Raw genomic sequence first — 16,528 nt, 5'->3', positions numbered from 1 at the left:
CAGGGGAGCTCGATCATGAGGGCGCGGGCCGCGCGGGGCAAGAGGACGGACCCGGCAGACTCTACGCGCATAGAGGTGGGACACGGAGGTGGCCCTCCCGCCGCGCGGGAGGGCCACCGGAGTCGAGGAACGCCGTCTCAGGCCAGGTTCTGCGGACCGAAGGCCTGGGGCAGCATCTCGTCGAGGGTGCGCAGCCCGTCCGGGGTCTCCAGGACGAGGTCCGGGCCCCCGAACTCGTACAGCAGCTGACGGCACCGGCCGCACGGCACCAGGATCTCCCCCGAGCCGTCCACGCAGGTGAAGTGGGTCAGCCGGCCGCCGCCGGTGGCCACGAGCTCGGAGACCAGCCCGCACTCGGCGCACAGGCCGATGCCGTACGAGGCGTTCTCGACGTTGCAGCCGGCGACGGTACGGCCGTCGTCGACCAGGGCCGCGGCACCGACCGGGTAGCCGGAGTACGGGGCGTACGCCCGGGACATCGCCTCCCGGGCCGCCTTCCGCAGCCCTTCCCAGTCGGCCTCGGCCGCCGGGGTCGTCACTTGCCCTGGCCCTTGAAGTACGGCATGCCGTCCGCCTTGGGCATCCGCAGCCGTTGCGCGGAGAGCGCGAGGACCAGCAGCGTCGCCACGTACGGGGCGGCGTCCACGAACTGGCTGGGCACCTCGTCGGTGAGCGCGTACCAGACGAAGAGCCCGGCGGAGAAGACCGCCGAGACCGCCGCGCCGATGTACTTGCGCCGCACCAGCTGCCAGATCACCGCGGCGACCAGCAGGATCGCCAGGAAGAGCAGCACCGCGTGGACGTTCTCGGCGCCGCCGCGCAGCTTGAGGCTGTCGGTGAAGCCGAAGAGTCCGGCGCCGAGCGCCATGCCGCCGGGCATCCAGTTGCCGAAGATCATCGCGGCGAGACCGATGTAGCCGCGCCCGCCGGTCTGGCCCTCCTGGTAGATGCCGGTCGAGACGATCGCGAGGAACGCGCCCGCCAGACCCGCGAGTCCGCCGGAGACGGCGACGGCGATGTACTTGTACGCGTAGACATTGACGCCGAGCGACTCGGCGGCCACCGGGTTCTCGCCGCAGGAGCGCAGGCGCAGGCCGAACGCGGTGCGCCAGAGCACCCACCAGGTGGCCGGGACCAGCAGCAGCGCCACCACGGTCAGCAGCGAGAGGTGGGTGACCACACCGCCGATGATCCCGGCGAGGTCCGAGACGAAGAACCAGTGGTGGGCCTGGAGGTCGGCCATCCAGTCCGAGAGCCCGGGGACCGTGATGTCGGTGATCTCGCCGATGCGCGGGGACTGCTTGGAGGAGCCGCCCTCCGCCTCGGCGAAGGTGTAGTTCGACAGGTAGCGGGTCACACCCACCGCGAGGATGTTGATCGCCACACCGGAGACGATGTGGTTGACCTTGAACGTCACGGTCATCACGGCGTGCAGCAGGCCGCCGAGGGCGCCGCCCACGATGCCCATCAGGACACCGGTCCACGGGCCCCACTGGTAGCCGGCCCAGGCACCGAACCAGGTGCCGAGGATCATCATGCCTTCGAGGCCGATGTTGACGACACCGGCGCGTTCGGCCCACAGGCCGCCGAGTCCGGCGAGGCCGATCGGCACGGCGAGCTGGAGCGCTCCGGACACCTGGCCGATCGAGGTCAGGTCGTCCGCGCCGCTGATGACGCGGGTCAGGGAGAAGAGCGCCAGACCGGCCGCGGCGATCAGCAGGACGACCGGCAGGCTCAGCCTGCGCCGGCCGCCGCTCTTCCCGGGCGCGGTGGTGGCGGTGGACGTCGTCGGGACGGTGCTCATGCCGCTGCTCCCTCACGGTTCTCGCGGGCCTGGGCGGCGAGTTCCTCGCCGACCTTCTGCTGCTGTCGGCGGAGCCCGTACTGGCGGACAAGTTCGTAGGAGACGACGACGGAGATCACGATCAGCCCCTGCATGATCATGGCGATCTCCTGCGGGTACCCGTACTGGTCCAGGGAGGCGGAGGTCTTCTCCAGGAAGGACATCAGCAGGGCGGCGAAGAACATGCCGACCGGGTTGTTGCGGCCGAGCAGGGCGACGGTGATGCCCATGAAGCCGACCCCGGCGGGGAAGCTGAGGTTGTACGTGTGGCTCTGGCCGAGCAGGATCGGCATGCCGACCAGACCGGCGACCGCGCCGGAGATCAGCATGGCCGTCAGCACCATCCGCTTGGCGTCGACACCGCTGGCCCGGGCGGCGCTCTCGCTGGCGCCGGTGGCGCGCAGGTCGAAGCCGAAGCGGGTGCGGCCGAGGACGAACCAGTAGACGACGCCGAGCGCGAAGGCGACGAAGGTGAAGCCGTAGACCGTGCCGCCGTCGCCCGCGTCCAGGCCGGGGAACCAGCCGGAGGAGGCGATCTCGCCGGTGTTGAGGTCGTTGGAACCGGCCGCCTGGACACCGAAGTTGTCCGTCAGGATCAGCCAGGCGATCAGGCTGGTCGCGATGGCGTTCAGCATGATCGTGGAGACGACCTCGCTCACGCCCCGGAGGGTCTTGAGGAGGCCGGCGATGCCGGACCAGAACGCGCCGACCGCCATCGCCGTGACGAGGATCAGCAGGATGTGCAGCGGACCCGGCAGGGTCACCGAGGCACCGACCACGGCCGCGATCATCGCGGCGAGCCGGTACTGGCCGTCGACGCCGATGTTGAAGAGGTTCATCCGGAACCCGACGGCGACGGCGAGCGCGGCGAGGTAGTAGGTGCCGGTCTGGTTGACGATCAGCACCTGTACGTCGACGTACTGGGCGTTGTCGAACATCAGCCGGAACGGCTCGAAGGGGCTGTTGCCGGAGAGCAGCAGCACCACCGCGGTGAGCAGGAACGCCACCACCAGGGCGAGCGCCGGGCCGGCGACGCCCAGGAGCAGCCGGTCCCTGTCGAACTTCTTCATCGGCTCTCACCGTTCTCGTCGGGCGCGATGGTGTCGTCGTGCGCGATGTGGCCGGAGGCCGCGCCGGTCATGGCGGTGCCCAGCTCCTCCGGCGTGATGCTCGCGGGGTCGGCGTCCGCGACCAGCCGGCCCCGGTACATGACGCGCAGCGTGTCGGACAGGCCGATCAGCTCGTCCAGGTCGGCCGAGATGAGCAGCACCGCCAGGCCGTCGCGGCGCGCTTCGCGGATCTGGTCCCAGATCTGCGCCTGCGCGCCGACGTCCACCCCGCGGGTGGGGTGGGCGGCGATGAGCAGCTTCGGCCGGTGGCTCATCTCGCGGCCGACGATCAGCTTCTGCTGGTTGCCGCCGGAGAGGGAGGCCGCGGTGACGTCGATCCCGGGCGTACGGACGTCGTACTCGCGCACGATCCGCTCGGTGTCGGTGCGGGCGGCCTTCAGGTCCAGGAAGACGCCCCGGCTGTTGGGCTTCTCGGTGACGTGGCCGAGGATGCGGTTCTCCCAGAGCGGGGACTCCAGCAGCAGCCCGTGGCGGTGCCGGTCCTCGGGGATGACGCCGAGGCCGCCCTCGCGGCGCTTGCGGGTCGAGACGTGCGAGATGTCGGCGCCGTCCAGGGTGATGGTCCCGGCGTCCGGGTCGCGCAGGCCGGTGAGCGCGTCGATCAGCTCGCTCTGGCCGTTGCCCTCGACACCGGCGATGCCGAGGACCTCGCCCTTGTGGATGGTGAAGCCGATGCCGTCGAGTACTTCGCGGACCACCCCGTCGGTGTCGGTCGCGGTGAGCCGCAGGGCGTCGACGGTGAGCATGGGCACGTCGGTGACGGTCGACTCGCGGGTCTCCGGCGAGGGCAGCTCGCTGCCGACCATCAGCTCGGCGAGCTGCTTGGTCGTCGCGGTGCGCGGGTCGGCGGTGCCGACGGTGGTGCCCCGGCGGATGACGGTGATCTCGTCGGCGACGGAGAGCACTTCGCCGAGCTTGTGCGAGATGAAGATGACGGTCAGGCCCTCGGCCTTGAGCTCGCGGAGGTTCGCGAAGAGCGCGTCGACCTCCTGCGGGACGAGCACCGCGGTGGGCTCGTCGAGGATGAGGGTGCGGGCTCCCCGGTAGAGGACCTTGAGAATCTCCACCCGCTGGCGGTCGGCGACGCCGAGGTCCTCGACGAGGACGTCGGGGCGGACGCCGAGACCGTAGGCGTCGGAGATCTCCAGGATCTTCTTCCGGGCCGCGCCTCCGATGCCGTGCAGCTTCTCCGCGCCGAGCACGACGTTCTCCAGGACGGAGAGGTTGTCGGCGAGCATGAAGTGCTGGTGGACCATGCCGACCCCGCGCGCGATGGCGTCGGCGGGGCTGCTGAAGGTGACGGTCTCCCCGTCGATCGCGATGGTGCCCTCGTCCGGCTTCTGCATGCCGTAGAGGATCTTCATCAGGGTCGACTTGCCGGCGCCGTTCTCGCCGATGAGCGCGTGCACGGTGCCCTTGGCGACGGTGATGTCGATGTCGTGGTTGGCGACGACGCCGGGGAAGCGCTTGGTGATGCCGCGGATTTCTACGGCAGGAGGGCTGGACGCGTTGATGACGCACTCTCCTTGGCGGGGAAGGAGCGGAGCACGGCTGCCGGGAACGACGGGGCCGTACGAGCAGGGGCCGGGGGCGAAGCTACCGCGCCCGAGGGTGCTCTACACGCGTAGCGTTGCCGAAGAGATAGATCCCGGACGGCGGAACGCGATCCGGGGCCGGGGAGGTCGGCGTACGCCGTTCTCCCCGGTCCCGGAATCATAGGGTTCCGCGCCCGAGCACTGACGGGCGCACCCCTGACGGGCACACCCGAGTACGTACGGGCGCACCCGCGAAGGGCGGCGGCGCACAGGCACGCCGCCCTCGCGGGTGTGGCCGTTACGGGGTCGTCTTGACCGTGATCTTGCCGGCGATGATGTCGGCCTTCGCCTTGTCGATCGCGGCGTTGACGTCCGTCATCGCGGTGAAGGCCGGGTTGGAGGCCGCCAGGCCCACGCCGTCCGTGTCCAGGCCGGCGCGGATCTCGCCGGTCTCCGGCTTGCCGTCCTTGACCGACTTGATCAGGTTGAAGACCGAGTCGGCGACGTCCTTGGTGACCGACGTCAGGATGTAGTCCTTGTAGTCGGCGAGGCCGGCCTGGTTGTACTGGTCGGAGTCGACGCCGATGGACCACTTCTTGGCCTTCGAGGTGACCTCGATCGCGCCGGAACCGGCGAGGCCCGCGGCGGAGTAGATCACGTCGGCACCGGCGTCGAGCTGGCCCTGCGCGGCGGCCTTGCCGAGGTCCGGCTTGGAGAAGCCGGTGAAGTCCGGCGGCTGGGTCAGGTACTGGACCTTGACGTTGACGCCCGCCTTGGTGTCCTTGACACCCTGGACGTAACCGGCCTCGAACTTCTTGATCAGCGGGGTCTCGACGCCACCGATGAAGCCGACCGTGTTCGTCTTGGTGACCTTGGCGGCGGCGACACCGGCGAGGTAGGAGCCCTGCTCCTCGCTGAAGACCAGGTTCGCGGTGTTCTTGGTGGGCTTCGAGCTGTCGTCGATGATGCCGAACGTGGTGTTCGGGAACTTCGCGGCGACCTCGGCGATGGCGTTGGCGTAGACGAAGCCGACACCGATGACCGGGTTGTTGCCGCCGCGCGCGAGCTCGGTCAGGCGCTGGATCTTGTCCGCGTCGCTCTCGCCCTCGGAGGGCTCGGCCTCGACGCCCTTGAAGCCGAGCTCCTTCGTGGCCTTCTCCAGGCCCGCGTAGGCGGCGTCGTTGAACGACTGGTCGCCGCGGCCACCGATGTCGTAGGCGAGGGCGGTCTTGCCACTGGAGGACGAGTCGCTGCTGCTGTTGTTGCTGCTGCCCTCGGAAGACGTCTTACCGCCACAAGCCGTGACGGACAGCGCGAAAGCCGCGGACGCAATGCCCACGGTGGCGATCCTGGTGATCCGGCGCACTGGGAGGCTCCTTAAAAACCTGACCGAAAGCGCCACTCCGGCGCTGGGTTCGCCGCGATCGTAACGCGCGTAGATGTCAGTTAAAGACACGTTCACCGGTCGTTATCGGATCGTCGTGAAGAGTTTTGGTCACATCGCACCAGCTGACACTCCGCCATATTTCGGACGGATGTCCCTCCCGGCGGGCCCCGGAAGACCACGAAGGGCCCGGGGGCGACCGATCGGGACATCGGCGGACATCGGGGAGTCATCGGGGGGAAACATGCCGGGAACGTCTGGAAAGGGGACGCGATGCGACGCGGACCTCACGCCCCCCGGCCGGCCATGGACCTCACGCCCCCTCCGCCGGGCTGACCCGGGGCCGGCGCCCCGGGTCACTACCTCGCGCCGTTGAGCAGGGCGGCGGCGGTGAAGAGCTCGACCCCGACGGTGATCGCCTCCTCGTCCACGTCGAAGTCGCCCCGGTGCAGGTCGAGACCCCGGGTGTCGCCGTGCGCCCGGACACCGAGGCGGGCCATGGCGCCCGGCACGTGCTCCAGGTACCAGGAGAAATCCTCGCCGCCGAGGCTCTGCTCGGTGTCCTCGATCGCGTACGGTCCGCGGCGCTCGGTCATCGCGGCGTCGAGCAGCCCGATGGAGGCGGCGTCGTTGACGACGGGCGGCACGCCCCGGACGTAATTGATGACGGTCTTGGCGCCGTGCGTCGTCGCGATCTCGTCGACGGCCGCGTGCACCAGGTCGGGGGCGTCCCGCCAGGCCTTCAGGTCGAGGCAGCGGACCGTCCCGGAGAGCTCCGCGTGCTGCGGGATCACGTTGCAGGCGTGCCCGGTGTGCAGCCGCCCCCAGGTGACGGCGAGTCCGGAGCGGGCGTCGACCCGGCGGGCGAGCAGCGCGGGCACGTCCACGGCGACGCGGGCGGCGGCGGTGACCAGGTCGGTGGTGAGGTGCGGGCGGGCGGTGTGGCCGCCCGCACCGTCCAGGGTGACTTCCAGCCGGTCGCAGGCGGAGGTGATCGCGCCGATCCGCAGCCCGATCTTGCCGACGTCCACCTTGGGGTCGCAGTGCACGCCGATGATCCGGCCGACGCCCTCCAGCACTCCGGACTCGATGGCGTCGGGGGCGCCGCCGGGCAGCACCTCCTCGGCGGGCTGGAAGATCAGCCGCACCGCGTGCGGGAGTTCGCCCCGGCGGTCGAGTTCGGCGAGGACCAGTCCGGCGCCGAGGACGGTGGTGGTGTGCACGTCGTGGCCGCAGGCGTGCGCCCGGTCGGGGACGGTCGAGCGGTAGGGGACGCCCGTCTTGACGTCCGGGATGGGCAGCGCGTCGATGTCCGCACGCAGTGCCAGCATCGGCGTCTCGCCGTCCCACCGCCCGACGTCGCACATCAGGCCCGTGCCGGTGGCGAGCACCCGGGGGGCGAGCCCGGCCTGCTCCAGCCGCGCCTTGATGGCGGCGGTGGTGCGGAACTCCTGGTTGCCGAGCTCGGGGTGCATGTGGAGATCGCGGCGGAAGGCGATCAGCTCGGCCCGGAGCTCTTCGGAGAGCGTGCCGGGCAGAGAGGCTGCCCGGACCGGTGAGCCACCGGCCGGTTCACCGTCGGCGTGGACGAGGGACGCGCGGGACTTCAACTGGTTCACCCATCGAAGGGTATGCCTACGGACCCTCCGATCGGACATGGATCAACAAAACTTCAGCACCTCGGATGAATATGAAACGGCGCGGAAACGTGTGGGACGCGACCCCGGTGGGTAGACTCCGCCGTTTTTCCCGTTTGCGCCGTACGGGTGGGCCCGGGGCCCGTACGACGTACGGCAGTCGGGGGATCCCGGGCCGGTACGACGAACGGCGTACGGGCGGGGAGCCGCGTACGCCGTGGGGGCCGGGTCTCCCGCGCGGGGAGCGTCGGTGGGCCGGGGTCAGGGGCTCGCCGGAGGGGCGAAGGCCAGCCGGTGCACGTCCCGGGCGGTCTCGGTGACGCCCGAGAGGAAGCCCTGCGCGCGCGGGGACGCGGTGTCCCGCAGCCACCGGGGGTCGATGTCGCAGACCGCGACCTTGACCCCGGTCCCCGCCAGCGCGAGGGGCAGCGTGTGCACCACGGTGGAGGGGAAGCTCAGCACGGTACGGCCGATGGGTCCGCGCCGGGCGATGAGCTCCAGCGGCAGGTCGGGGCGGACGATCTCCAGGCCGGTGGCGGCTTCCAGGGCGTGGAGCTTGTCCGTCGCCTCGCGGCGGTGGGCGAAGTAGCGGGTGGCGCCGTGCGTACGGGCGAGGGCCGCCACCGCTTCCTGGTACGGCACCGCCTCGACCACTCCGGTCTCCACCAGGGAGGTGCCGACGATGTCGGCGCCCTTGGTCAGACGCGGCGGGCCGAAGCGGGCACGGGTCCAGGAGAAGGTGTTGGCGGTGATCTCGACCCCCGCGGGCGTCTCCACCGGCATCGCGGTGAACACCTCGACGCGGTGCCGGTCCGAGGGCACGAACCGGCGGCGGGCGGAGGCGGTGACCGGCGCGAGCAGCAGCTCGCGCGGTCCCCTGTTCCCCTTGCGGTGCCAGCGCACCAGCCGCTCGCCGCGGGCGAGCTGCGCCACGAACTCCATCGTGGCGGTGCCGTCGTCGACCACGGTGAGACGGCCCGGCCGCACGATGCTCAGCAGGAGCTGTACGTAACGGGAGAACGGGTCGCCGATCACGACGTGGTCGGCCCTGCGCACCAGCCCGGCCAGGGCGCGCAACGTCCTGACCGGCGTGCCCTGTTCGCCGCGCGCCTCCTGCCAGCGCACGGTGATGCCCTCGTCGCGGGCCAGGTCAGCCATCCTGCGCAGCTGGCCGCGCGACATCGGGTCGACCGGGGGGAGGACGACGACCGTGGTGACGGCCGGCGCCTCCTCCCCCATGGCGTGGGTCCACTCCAGGACGTTCAGGAGCTGGACCGGGCTCTCGACGAAGGCGAGATTCACCGGAGGTCGTCTCAGACCGCGGCCGGCTCGGCGGCCGTCGCGTTCTCGGCTTCGGCGACGACGCCCGCGACGCGGCGGAGCTTCTTCATCGGGCCGAGCTCCGACGCGTAGACCTTCTTGACGCCGTCGCCGAGGGAGGCCTCGATGGTGCGGATGTCGCGGACGAGGCGGGCCAGGCCCTGCGGCTCGACGGACGCGGCCTGGTCGGAGCCCCACATGGCGCGGTCGAGGGTGATGTGGCGCTCGACGAAGGTGGCGCCGAGGGCGACGGCGGCCAGCGTGGTCTGCAGGCCGGTCTCGTGGCCGCTGTAGCCGATCGGGACGTTGGGGTACTCGGCCTGCAGCGTGTTGATGACGCGGAGGTTGAGCTCCTCGGCGACCGACGGGTACGTCGACGTGGCGTGGCACATGAGGATGTTGTCGCTGCCGAGGACCTCGACCGCGTGGCGGATCTGCTTCGGGGTCGACATGCCGGTGGAGAGGATGACGGTGCGGCCGGTGGCGCGCAGGGCGCGGAGCAGCTCGTCGTCGGTGAGGGAGGCGGAGGCGACCTTGTGGGCGGGGACGTCGAACTTCTCCAGGAAGGCGACGGCCTCGGTGTCCCACGGGGAGGCGAACCAGTCGATGCCGCGCTTGGCGCAGTGCTCGTCGATGGCGCGGTACTCGTCCTCGCCGAACTCGACGCGGTGGCGGTAGTCGATGTACGTCATCCGGCCCCAGGGGGTGTCGCGCTCGATGTCCCACTGGTCGCGCGGGGTGCAGATCTCCGGGGTGCGCTTCTGGAACTTGACGGCGTCACAGCCCGCGTCGGCGGCCACGTCGATCAGGGCGAGGGCGTTGTCCAGCTCGCCGTTGTGGTTGATGCCGATCTCGCCGGTGATGTACACGGGCCGGCCGGGGCCGGCGGTGCGGGAACCGAAGCTGCGCAGACGGGAGTCGCTCATGGTGAGGGTGTTCCTTACTTGGTGGTGATCGTGGGGGTGTTGACGGTGGGGGTGGTGCCTGTGGGGGTGGTGGTGGCTGTGGGTGCGCCGGACCGGGTGCGGGCCAGTTCGGGGCCGAGGAGCCAGCCCGCGATCTCGCGGACCGCGCCCCGGCCGCCGGGGGTCTCGGTCACGGCACGCGCCGCGGTCCGTACGGAGTCGTGGGCGCTCGCGACCGCGACGGGCCAGCCCGCCAGGGCGAAGCAGGCCAGGTCGTTGACGTCGTTGCCGGCGTAGAGGACGCGGTCGGGGCTGACGCCCCGCTCGTCGCACCACTGCTTGAGCGCGAGGTCCTTGCGGTCGATGCCGTGCAGCACGGGGACCTGGAGCTTGCGGGCGCGGGCGGCGACGACCGGGTTCTGCTCGGTCGACAGGATGAGGACGTCCAGCCCGGCGCGGCGCAGGGCCGCGATGCCGAGGCCGTCGCCGCGGTGGACGGCGACCGTCTCGTGGCCGTCCTGGTCGACCATGACCCGGTCGTCGGTCTGGGTGCCGTCGAAGTCGAGCACGACGGCGTCCACGTCCGCGAGGGTCGGCAGCGGCGACGGGTCGAGCAGCGGGGCGAGCGCGCGGGCACGGGCCAGGTCGTGCGGGTCGTCGATCTCCAGCACCCGCGCCGGGTCCGTGCGGACCAGCGCGGTGTGGCCGAAGAAGCGGTGGCGGTGGGTGCGGAATCCGGCCACGTCCATGGCGTACGCGGCGCCGGTCTCCAGGTAGTCCTGCGGACGGTCCTGGCGGCGGGGGCGGACGGACTTGTCGTGGTTGACGCCGTAGCTGCTCTCCTCGACCGCTTCCCCGTCGCGCCAGACGAAGCCGTGGAACGGGGCGACGGTGACGGCGGTGTCGGCGCCTTCGCGGGCGACCGCGCGGGCCACCCCGTCGACGTCCTCGGGGGAGAGGAACGGGCTGGTGCACTGGACGAGCAGCACCACGTCGGCGGGGCGTGAGGAGAGCGCTTCGAAGGCGTCGAGCGCGTGCAGCACGGCGGCCTCGCTCGTCGCGGTGTCCCCGGAGATGTCCGCGGGGCGCCGCACGACGTGCACCCGGCCGGCCGCGCCCGCGCTCTCGCCGGCGATCCGGGCGGCCTCGGCGATGGCGGGGTCGTCGGTGGAGACGACGACGTCCGTGACCTCGGTGGACCCGAGGCAGGCGCGGACCGCGCGGGACACCAGGGGGACGCCGCCGACCTGCGCGAGGTTCTTGGCGGGGACGCCCTTGGATCCGCCCCGGGCGGGGATCACCGCGAGGACGGTGGGTGTCGTCATGGATGCTCCTGAAGTGGTGGTCACAGTTCGCCCATCCGCCGGATCACGGGGGCGACGCGCTGGACGCCCTGCCGGTAGGCGCCGCGCGCCGCGTTGCGGACGGTCTCGCGCACCGCGCCCCTGATGCGGCCGGTGGCGACGGGGGCCGCCGCACCGGGCAGCGGACGGCCGTCGGGGCCGAGGTGGTGGCGGGCGAGGATGCCGGGGAGGTATCCCGGCGCGGTGGCGGGGGTGTAGTAGGGGGCGAGCGGCGGCAGTTCACCGGCGGCGAGCAGCGCGCCGACCCTGTCGCGGGCGCCGTCGTAGGCGGTGGCGTACGTGCCGTCGGCGGCGACGCCCTGGCCCGCCAGCCACGCGGGGTCCGGGACGGGGTGCAGACCCTCGTCCAGCCGGTCCCAGGAGGTGATGAGCCCGGAGCCGACGAAGTGGTGGTTGCCGAGGGTCTCGCGGACGCCGAGGTCGCTGAGGATCGCGGTCGGGACGGACCGGTGCAGCGATTCCAGCGCGGCGGTGGAGGAGACGGTGACGAGCAGGTCGGTGCGGTCCAGGACCTCGCCCATGTGCCCGTACACCAGCCGGAAGTTGGGGGGCGGTCCGCCGGGCAGCCGCTCGGCGAGCCGCTGGTAGGGCAGTTCCTCGATGTGCGTGGTGTGCTCGCCCGGCTTGGAGCGGAGCTTGAGCAGCACCTCGCGGTCGGGGTGCTTGCGGGCGTGCTCGACGAGCCTGCGCAGCAGGTACGTGCGGTCGGCGCGGGACGCCGGCACGGAGGGCTGCGCGGCGAACACAACGGTGTGACGGCCGGGTTCGGGGGTGTGCGGGGCGCCGCCGAGGAACGGCAGGGCCGCCTCGGTGACGGCGCTCGCGTCGGCGCCGACCCCTTCGTACACGGCGCGGAAGCGCTCCGCGTCGTGGGCGGAGTTGGCGAGCACGACGTCGGCGCCGTGGCGGAGCAGGAGCCCGTCGGCCAGCTTCTCGTACACGACCCCGACGTAGCCGGTGACGACGACGGGCCTGCGGGGCAGGCCGAGGGCGGCGAGGCCGTGCAGCATCGCCTGGACGCCGCCGCCGACGAGAGCGAGCACGACGACGTCGTACTGCTCCTCGCGCACGGTGTGCAGGAACTCGACGGCGGTGACCTCGCGGACCCGTCCGGCGTCGACGCCCACGTCGCCGACCTCGGCGAGCTGGCGCGCGGTCGGGGTGGCCCGGCCGCGCAGCAGGAGCCCGCTGATCTCGACCGGGCGCTCCGTGACGGAGGTGTCGCCCGCGGCGGTCAGGCGGCGCGCGGTGAGCGCGCCCCATTTCCACCGGGTGTCGGAGTCGGCGAGGACGGCCACCCGGAGCGCCGCGGGGTGCGCGGCGGCCTCGGCGGGTTCGGCCTGGTCATGGGTACGAGGGGGCACGTCCCAAAAGGTAGGAAGCCATTTCGTTGAGCGGCCCAACACGACGGCAACAAAGGGTTAACAGCCCGCTGCCGCTTGGGGTCGTGATTCGAATGCCCTCGAACTCACCGTCAATTCGGGGCCGTTCGCGGTACCGACACACGGAGTTCACGCTCCGTACTCCCACTGGACGGGGAATGGGACGGGTCCGCATCTAGCGTGCTCCCGTGGTCAAGCTCTCCGTCATCCTGCCTTTCTTCAATGTGCAGAGATATGCCCCCGAAGCCCTGAAGAGTCTGCGCGCGAACGCGCGTGACGACTTCGAATTCATCCTCGTCGACGACTGTTCGAGCGACGGAACGCGCGAAATCCTGGAACGCGCCGCGGAAGACCTGCCGGGCGCCGTCCTCATCCGGCGCGAGGAGAGCGGGGTGTCCGCCGCGCGCAATACCGGAATCGACGCCGCGCGCGGCGAATACCTCACGTTCCTCGACGGCGACGACTGGGTGGCGCCCGGCTATTTCACGCGGCTCGTGGCGTCCATCGAGGAACTGGGCTGCGATTTCGTGCGCACCGATCACGTCCGGTGCACGGGCACCGAACGCGTCGTCCACCGGGTTCCTTACGGCAGACGGGACACCGTCCTCTCGCCGCGCGACGTGATCCTGCCGGGCAACCGTTCGACGCCGGTGGACTATCCGTACTCGTGGGCGGGCGTCTATCACCGCCGGCTCGTCGAGCGGGGTCTCCTGCACTTCCCCGAGAACCTGCACACCGCCGAGGACCGGCCGTGGATCTGGCGGCTGCACCGGGAGGCCGAGTCCTTCGCGGTGGCCGGCCGGTTGCTCGGCATCTTCTACCGGCGCGGGGTCACCTCGTCGCTCACCCAGATCGGCGACGTCCGGCAACTCGACTTCATCCCCGCGTTCGACCAGGTCGTGGCGGAGACCCAGGCGGACCGGGATGCCGCGCTGTTCCTCCCGAAGGCCGTCCGTACCTACTGCGCGATCATCGCGCACCACCTGAACACCATCGACAAGTTCGAGCCCGCGGTCGCGCGCAGACTGCGCTCCATGAGCGCGGCGGCCCTGCGCCGACTGCCCCAGGACGTCCTCGACGAAGCACTCGACTCGATGGACCTGGAGCGCTCGTCCCGGCTGCGCCGGCTCCGCCGCCGGCCCGCCCCCCTCTCGGAGGCCGCACCCGCATGACCACCCAGATCTTCTGCGCCTCCACCCTGTACGGAGTCGCCACCCTCGCCGCCGCCCTGGACGCCGACCGGTTCACCCCGGTGGACCGGCGCATCCTGCTGGTCTCCAACAACGCGGCCAACCCCGAGGTCAGCACCCCCCTCGACCGGATGCCGGGCTTCGAGCGCCTGCGCGACCGTTTCGACGAGGTGCTCTCCTGGAACGAGGCGATCGAGCCCTTCCACCCCGGCGGCTGGTCGCCGCGCCCGGACGACATCCCCCTGTGGGAACGCCATCTGCGGCTGCTGTGGAGGCTCGGTGACGACGACGTCGAGCTCGCCGTGGAGTCCATCCAGGTCAACCCGGCCCTCGCCGTCTGCCAGATCTTCTCCGTCGCCCCCGTCGACGTGTACGCGGACGGCCTGATGAGCTACGGCCCCACCCGCTTCAAGATCGATCCGCTGGTCGGCACCCGGGTCCGCCGACTGCTCCACCTGGACCTGGTGCCCGGCCTGAAGCCGCTGCTGCTGACGGAGTTCGGCGTCGAGCCGGAGATCGTCCCGGCGGCGGACTTCCTGAAGGTCCTCGGCACGGTCGGCGCCACCGACGCGGAACTGCCCGCGCTCCCCTCCGACTGCGCCCTGCTGCTGGGCCAGTACCTGTCGGCGCTCTCCATCCTCACGCCCGAGGAGGAAGAGGACCTGCACGTACGGATGCTGCGGGGCGCCGTCGGACGGGGGCACCGCGCGGTGGTCTTCAAACCGCATCCGACCGCGCCCGCCCGCTACGGCCGGGCACTGGAGGAGGAGGCCGAACGGCTCGGGGCGGAACTCACCGTCCTCGACGTCCCCGTCCTCGCCGAGGTGCTCTTCGAACGGGTCCGTCCGGCCCTGGTGGTCGGCTGCTTCTCGACCGCCCTGTTCACCGCGAAGACCTTCTACGGCCTGGCCACCGCCCGCACCGGGACCGAACTGCTGCTGGAACGCCTCGCTCCGTACCAGAACAGCAACCGCATCCCGGTGACACTGGCGGACGCGCTGCTCCCCGACGTCGAGGACGCCCCGTCCACCACGGCCGCCGGGGACGCGGAGCGGACCGGCTCCGAGGTCTTCGGCCTGACCCGCGCGGTGGGCTTCGCCATGCAGCCGGAGATCTACGCCGAGCTGCGCCCCCAGGCCGAGGCCTACCTCTCCGCCCACCTGAAGCGGGAGACCGCGCGGTACTTCAAGCGGCGGCGGCTGACCGCGCTCGCGCTGCCGGGCGGGGTGCCGTCCCAACTGGCCTTCCTGCCCCGCAACACGACCGTGCGGCGCATGGCGAAGCGGGCACGCGCGCTGCGGCGGGGCACCCGCCGCTGAACCGTCCCGGCCGGTCAGGCGGCCGTCCCGGCAACGGACCGGCGCCCCGGCCGGTCAGGTGGCCGCCCCGGTTACGGACCGGCGCCCCGGCCGGTCAGGACGCCGCCCCGGTTACGGACCGGCGTCCTGACGGGAAACGGCGGCACCCGGTCGGTGAACTCACCCCGAAGCCCGCGTGAACACCGCACGACCGGGCCCCTGTCCGGGATTTCCGCACCTACGCTGACGCGGCGCACACGCTGAATTGGAGTGGCCTTGACCCTTACCCCCGCGGACGCGGATCACACCTCCCGCGCCTCCTCGATACCCTTCCCGTCGCTCCCCGCCGCAACCGGTCCGCTCTCACCGGCGGCGGAGTCCGAGGGGCCCGCCGGCTCCCGGCCCGCGCCGAAGGTCCGGCTGCGCGCCCTGGACGGGCTGCGCCTGGTGGCCGCGCTGATGGTCGCGGGCTACCACTACGGCGGGCGCGGCGGTGACATCACCAAGGCGTGGGGCAGTTCGCCGCACTGGCAGTTCCCCACCGCGCACAACTGGTTCGCCTACGGCTGCCTCGGTGTGCAGATCTTCTTCGTGATCAGCGGCTTCGTGATCTGCATGAGCGGCTGGGGACGGCCGCTCTCCTCGTTCTTCGCGTCCCGCGTGTCCCGCCTGATGCCCGCCTACTGGGTCGCCGTGATCCTGGTGACGGCCGTGATGGCGCTGCCGATGGTGACGTACGAGGCCGTCTCCCCCACCGACGGCCTGCTCAACATGACGCTGATGCAGCTGCCGCTGGGCGCGGACCGGGTGCTGGGCGTGTGCTGGACCCTCTGGGCGGAGATCCGCTTCTACGCGCTGTTCGCGCTCTGCGTCGTCCTGCCAGGCGCCACCCGGCGGCGGGTGGTGCTCTTCAGCGCGGTGTGGACGATCGCCGCGGTGATGACGGACGCGGCCGACAGCAAGCTCCTCGACGTGGTGCTGATGCCGGAGTACGCCCCGTTCTTCATCGGCGGCGTGGGCCTCTACCTCGTCCACCGCGACCGCAGGGACGCCCTGGGCTGGGGCATCGCGGGCGTGAGCCTGCTGCTCGGCCAGCACTACGCGGTGGCGGACCTCTGGCGCCCGTACAGCGCCGACGCCTTCTCCAACCGGTCGGCGCTGGTCATCATCCTGATCGTCGCCCTCGGCTTCGCCGCCGTGGCGGCCATCGCGGTGGGCCTGCTGAACTGGATGAACTGGAAGTGGCTGACGGTGGCGGGCGCGTTGACGTACCCGTTCTACCTGGTCCACGAACACCTGGGCTGGGTGGTGGTGACCGTCCTCCACCGCAAGCTCGACATTCCGTCCTGGGCCACGATGGCGCTGACCACGGTGTGCATGCTCGTCCTGGCCTGGGTGATCCACCGCCTGATCGAGCGGCCGTTCACCCCGAAGCTGCGCAAGGTGCTGCTGACGAAGCTGTAGGCCTTCGTCCGGACCGGGCCGAAGCCGCCCGTTGCAGAGGGCCGTCGGCGCACCCGGACATCATCCGGGCTGTCTC

At 71.4% G+C, this 16,528-nt stretch carries 13 protein-coding genes; 3 read left to right on the top strand and 10 right to left on the bottom strand.

Features of this window, described 5'->3' with window-relative positions; genetic code table 11:
• Positions 1–137: 137 nt before the first annotated feature.
• From ACFWEE_RS23425 to ACFWEE_RS23380, 10 genes are all read right to left on the bottom strand, one after another.
• Positions 138–539, bottom strand: a complete 402-nt coding sequence (locus ACFWEE_RS23425) for a cytidine deaminase (protein ID WP_386891818.1) — start codon at positions 537–539, stop codon at positions 138–140.
• Entirely contained in the window at positions 536–1,804 is a 1,269-nt protein-coding gene (locus tag ACFWEE_RS23420; protein WP_386891816.1) for an ABC transporter permease, read from the bottom strand. Before ACFWEE_RS23420 ends, ACFWEE_RS23425 begins: the two co-directional genes overlap by 4 nt.
• Positions 1,801–2,913, bottom strand: coding sequence for an ABC transporter permease (locus ACFWEE_RS23415; RefSeq protein WP_386891814.1), 1,113 nt, complete (start codon positions 2,911–2,913; stop codon positions 1,801–1,803). Before ACFWEE_RS23415 ends, ACFWEE_RS23420 begins: the two co-directional genes overlap by 4 nt.
• Positions 2,910–4,487 (bottom strand): ABC transporter ATP-binding protein, encoded by a 1,578-nt coding sequence (locus tag ACFWEE_RS23410; RefSeq protein WP_386891907.1) that lies wholly within the window; start codon positions 4,485–4,487, stop codon positions 2,910–2,912. Before ACFWEE_RS23410 ends, ACFWEE_RS23415 begins: the two co-directional genes overlap by 4 nt.
• Positions 4,488–4,806: 319 nt before the next feature.
• Positions 4,807–5,874: a BMP family protein gene (locus ACFWEE_RS23405; protein ID WP_386891812.1), complete on the bottom strand. Its 1,068-nt coding sequence runs from the start codon at positions 5,872–5,874 to the stop codon at positions 4,807–4,809.
• Between the two features lie 377 nt (positions 5,875–6,251).
• Positions 6,252–7,502 (bottom strand): amidohydrolase, encoded by a 1,251-nt coding sequence (locus tag ACFWEE_RS23400; protein WP_386891905.1) that lies wholly within the window; start codon positions 7,500–7,502, stop codon positions 6,252–6,254.
• 288 nt (positions 7,503–7,790) lie between these two features.
• Complete coding sequence (locus ACFWEE_RS23395) at positions 7,791–8,831, bottom strand: hypothetical protein (protein WP_386891810.1); 1,041 nt, start codon at positions 8,829–8,831, stop codon at positions 7,791–7,793.
• A gap of 11 nt (positions 8,832–8,842) precedes the next feature.
• Entirely contained in the window at positions 8,843–9,775 is a 933-nt protein-coding gene (locus ACFWEE_RS23390) for an N-acetylneuraminate synthase family protein (protein ID WP_386891809.1), read from the bottom strand.
• Between the two features lie 14 nt (positions 9,776–9,789).
• Positions 9,790–11,079, bottom strand: coding sequence for a cytidylyltransferase domain-containing protein (locus tag ACFWEE_RS23385; protein WP_386891808.1), 1,290 nt, complete (start codon positions 11,077–11,079; stop codon positions 9,790–9,792).
• A gap of 20 nt (positions 11,080–11,099) precedes the next feature.
• Positions 11,100–12,482 carry a DUF6716 putative glycosyltransferase gene (locus tag ACFWEE_RS23380; protein WP_386891807.1) on the bottom strand — a complete coding sequence of 461 codons (1,383 nt, stop codon included), beginning with the start codon at positions 12,480–12,482 and terminating at the stop codon, positions 11,100–11,102.
• Between the two features lie 206 nt (positions 12,483–12,688).
• On the opposite strand from ACFWEE_RS23380, the gene ACFWEE_RS23375 reads away from it, so the two are divergent.
• The 3 genes from ACFWEE_RS23375 (at position 12,689) to ACFWEE_RS23365 (ending at position 16,452) form a co-directional block, all read left to right on the top strand.
• On the top strand, positions 12,689–13,672 hold the full coding sequence (locus ACFWEE_RS23375) for a glycosyltransferase family 2 protein (protein ID WP_386891806.1): 984 nt from the start codon (positions 12,689–12,691) through the stop codon (positions 13,670–13,672).
• Positions 13,669–15,009, top strand: coding sequence for a polysialyltransferase family glycosyltransferase (locus tag ACFWEE_RS23370; protein ID WP_386891804.1), 1,341 nt, complete (start codon positions 13,669–13,671; stop codon positions 15,007–15,009). Before ACFWEE_RS23375 ends, ACFWEE_RS23370 begins: the two co-directional genes overlap by 4 nt.
• A gap of 255 nt (positions 15,010–15,264) precedes the next feature.
• Positions 15,265–16,452 (top strand): acyltransferase family protein, encoded by a 1,188-nt coding sequence (locus ACFWEE_RS23365; protein WP_386891802.1) that lies wholly within the window; start codon positions 15,265–15,267, stop codon positions 16,450–16,452.
• Positions 16,453–16,528: the final 76 nt, after the last annotated feature.

Source organism: Streptomyces sp. NPDC060184 (genome assembly GCF_042728795.1).
Classification (GTDB): domain Bacteria; phylum Actinomycetota; class Actinomycetes; order Streptomycetales; family Streptomycetaceae; genus Streptomyces.
Note: the sequence above shows the minus strand (reverse complement) of the source record. Positions and strands in the feature narration are given on the sequence as shown.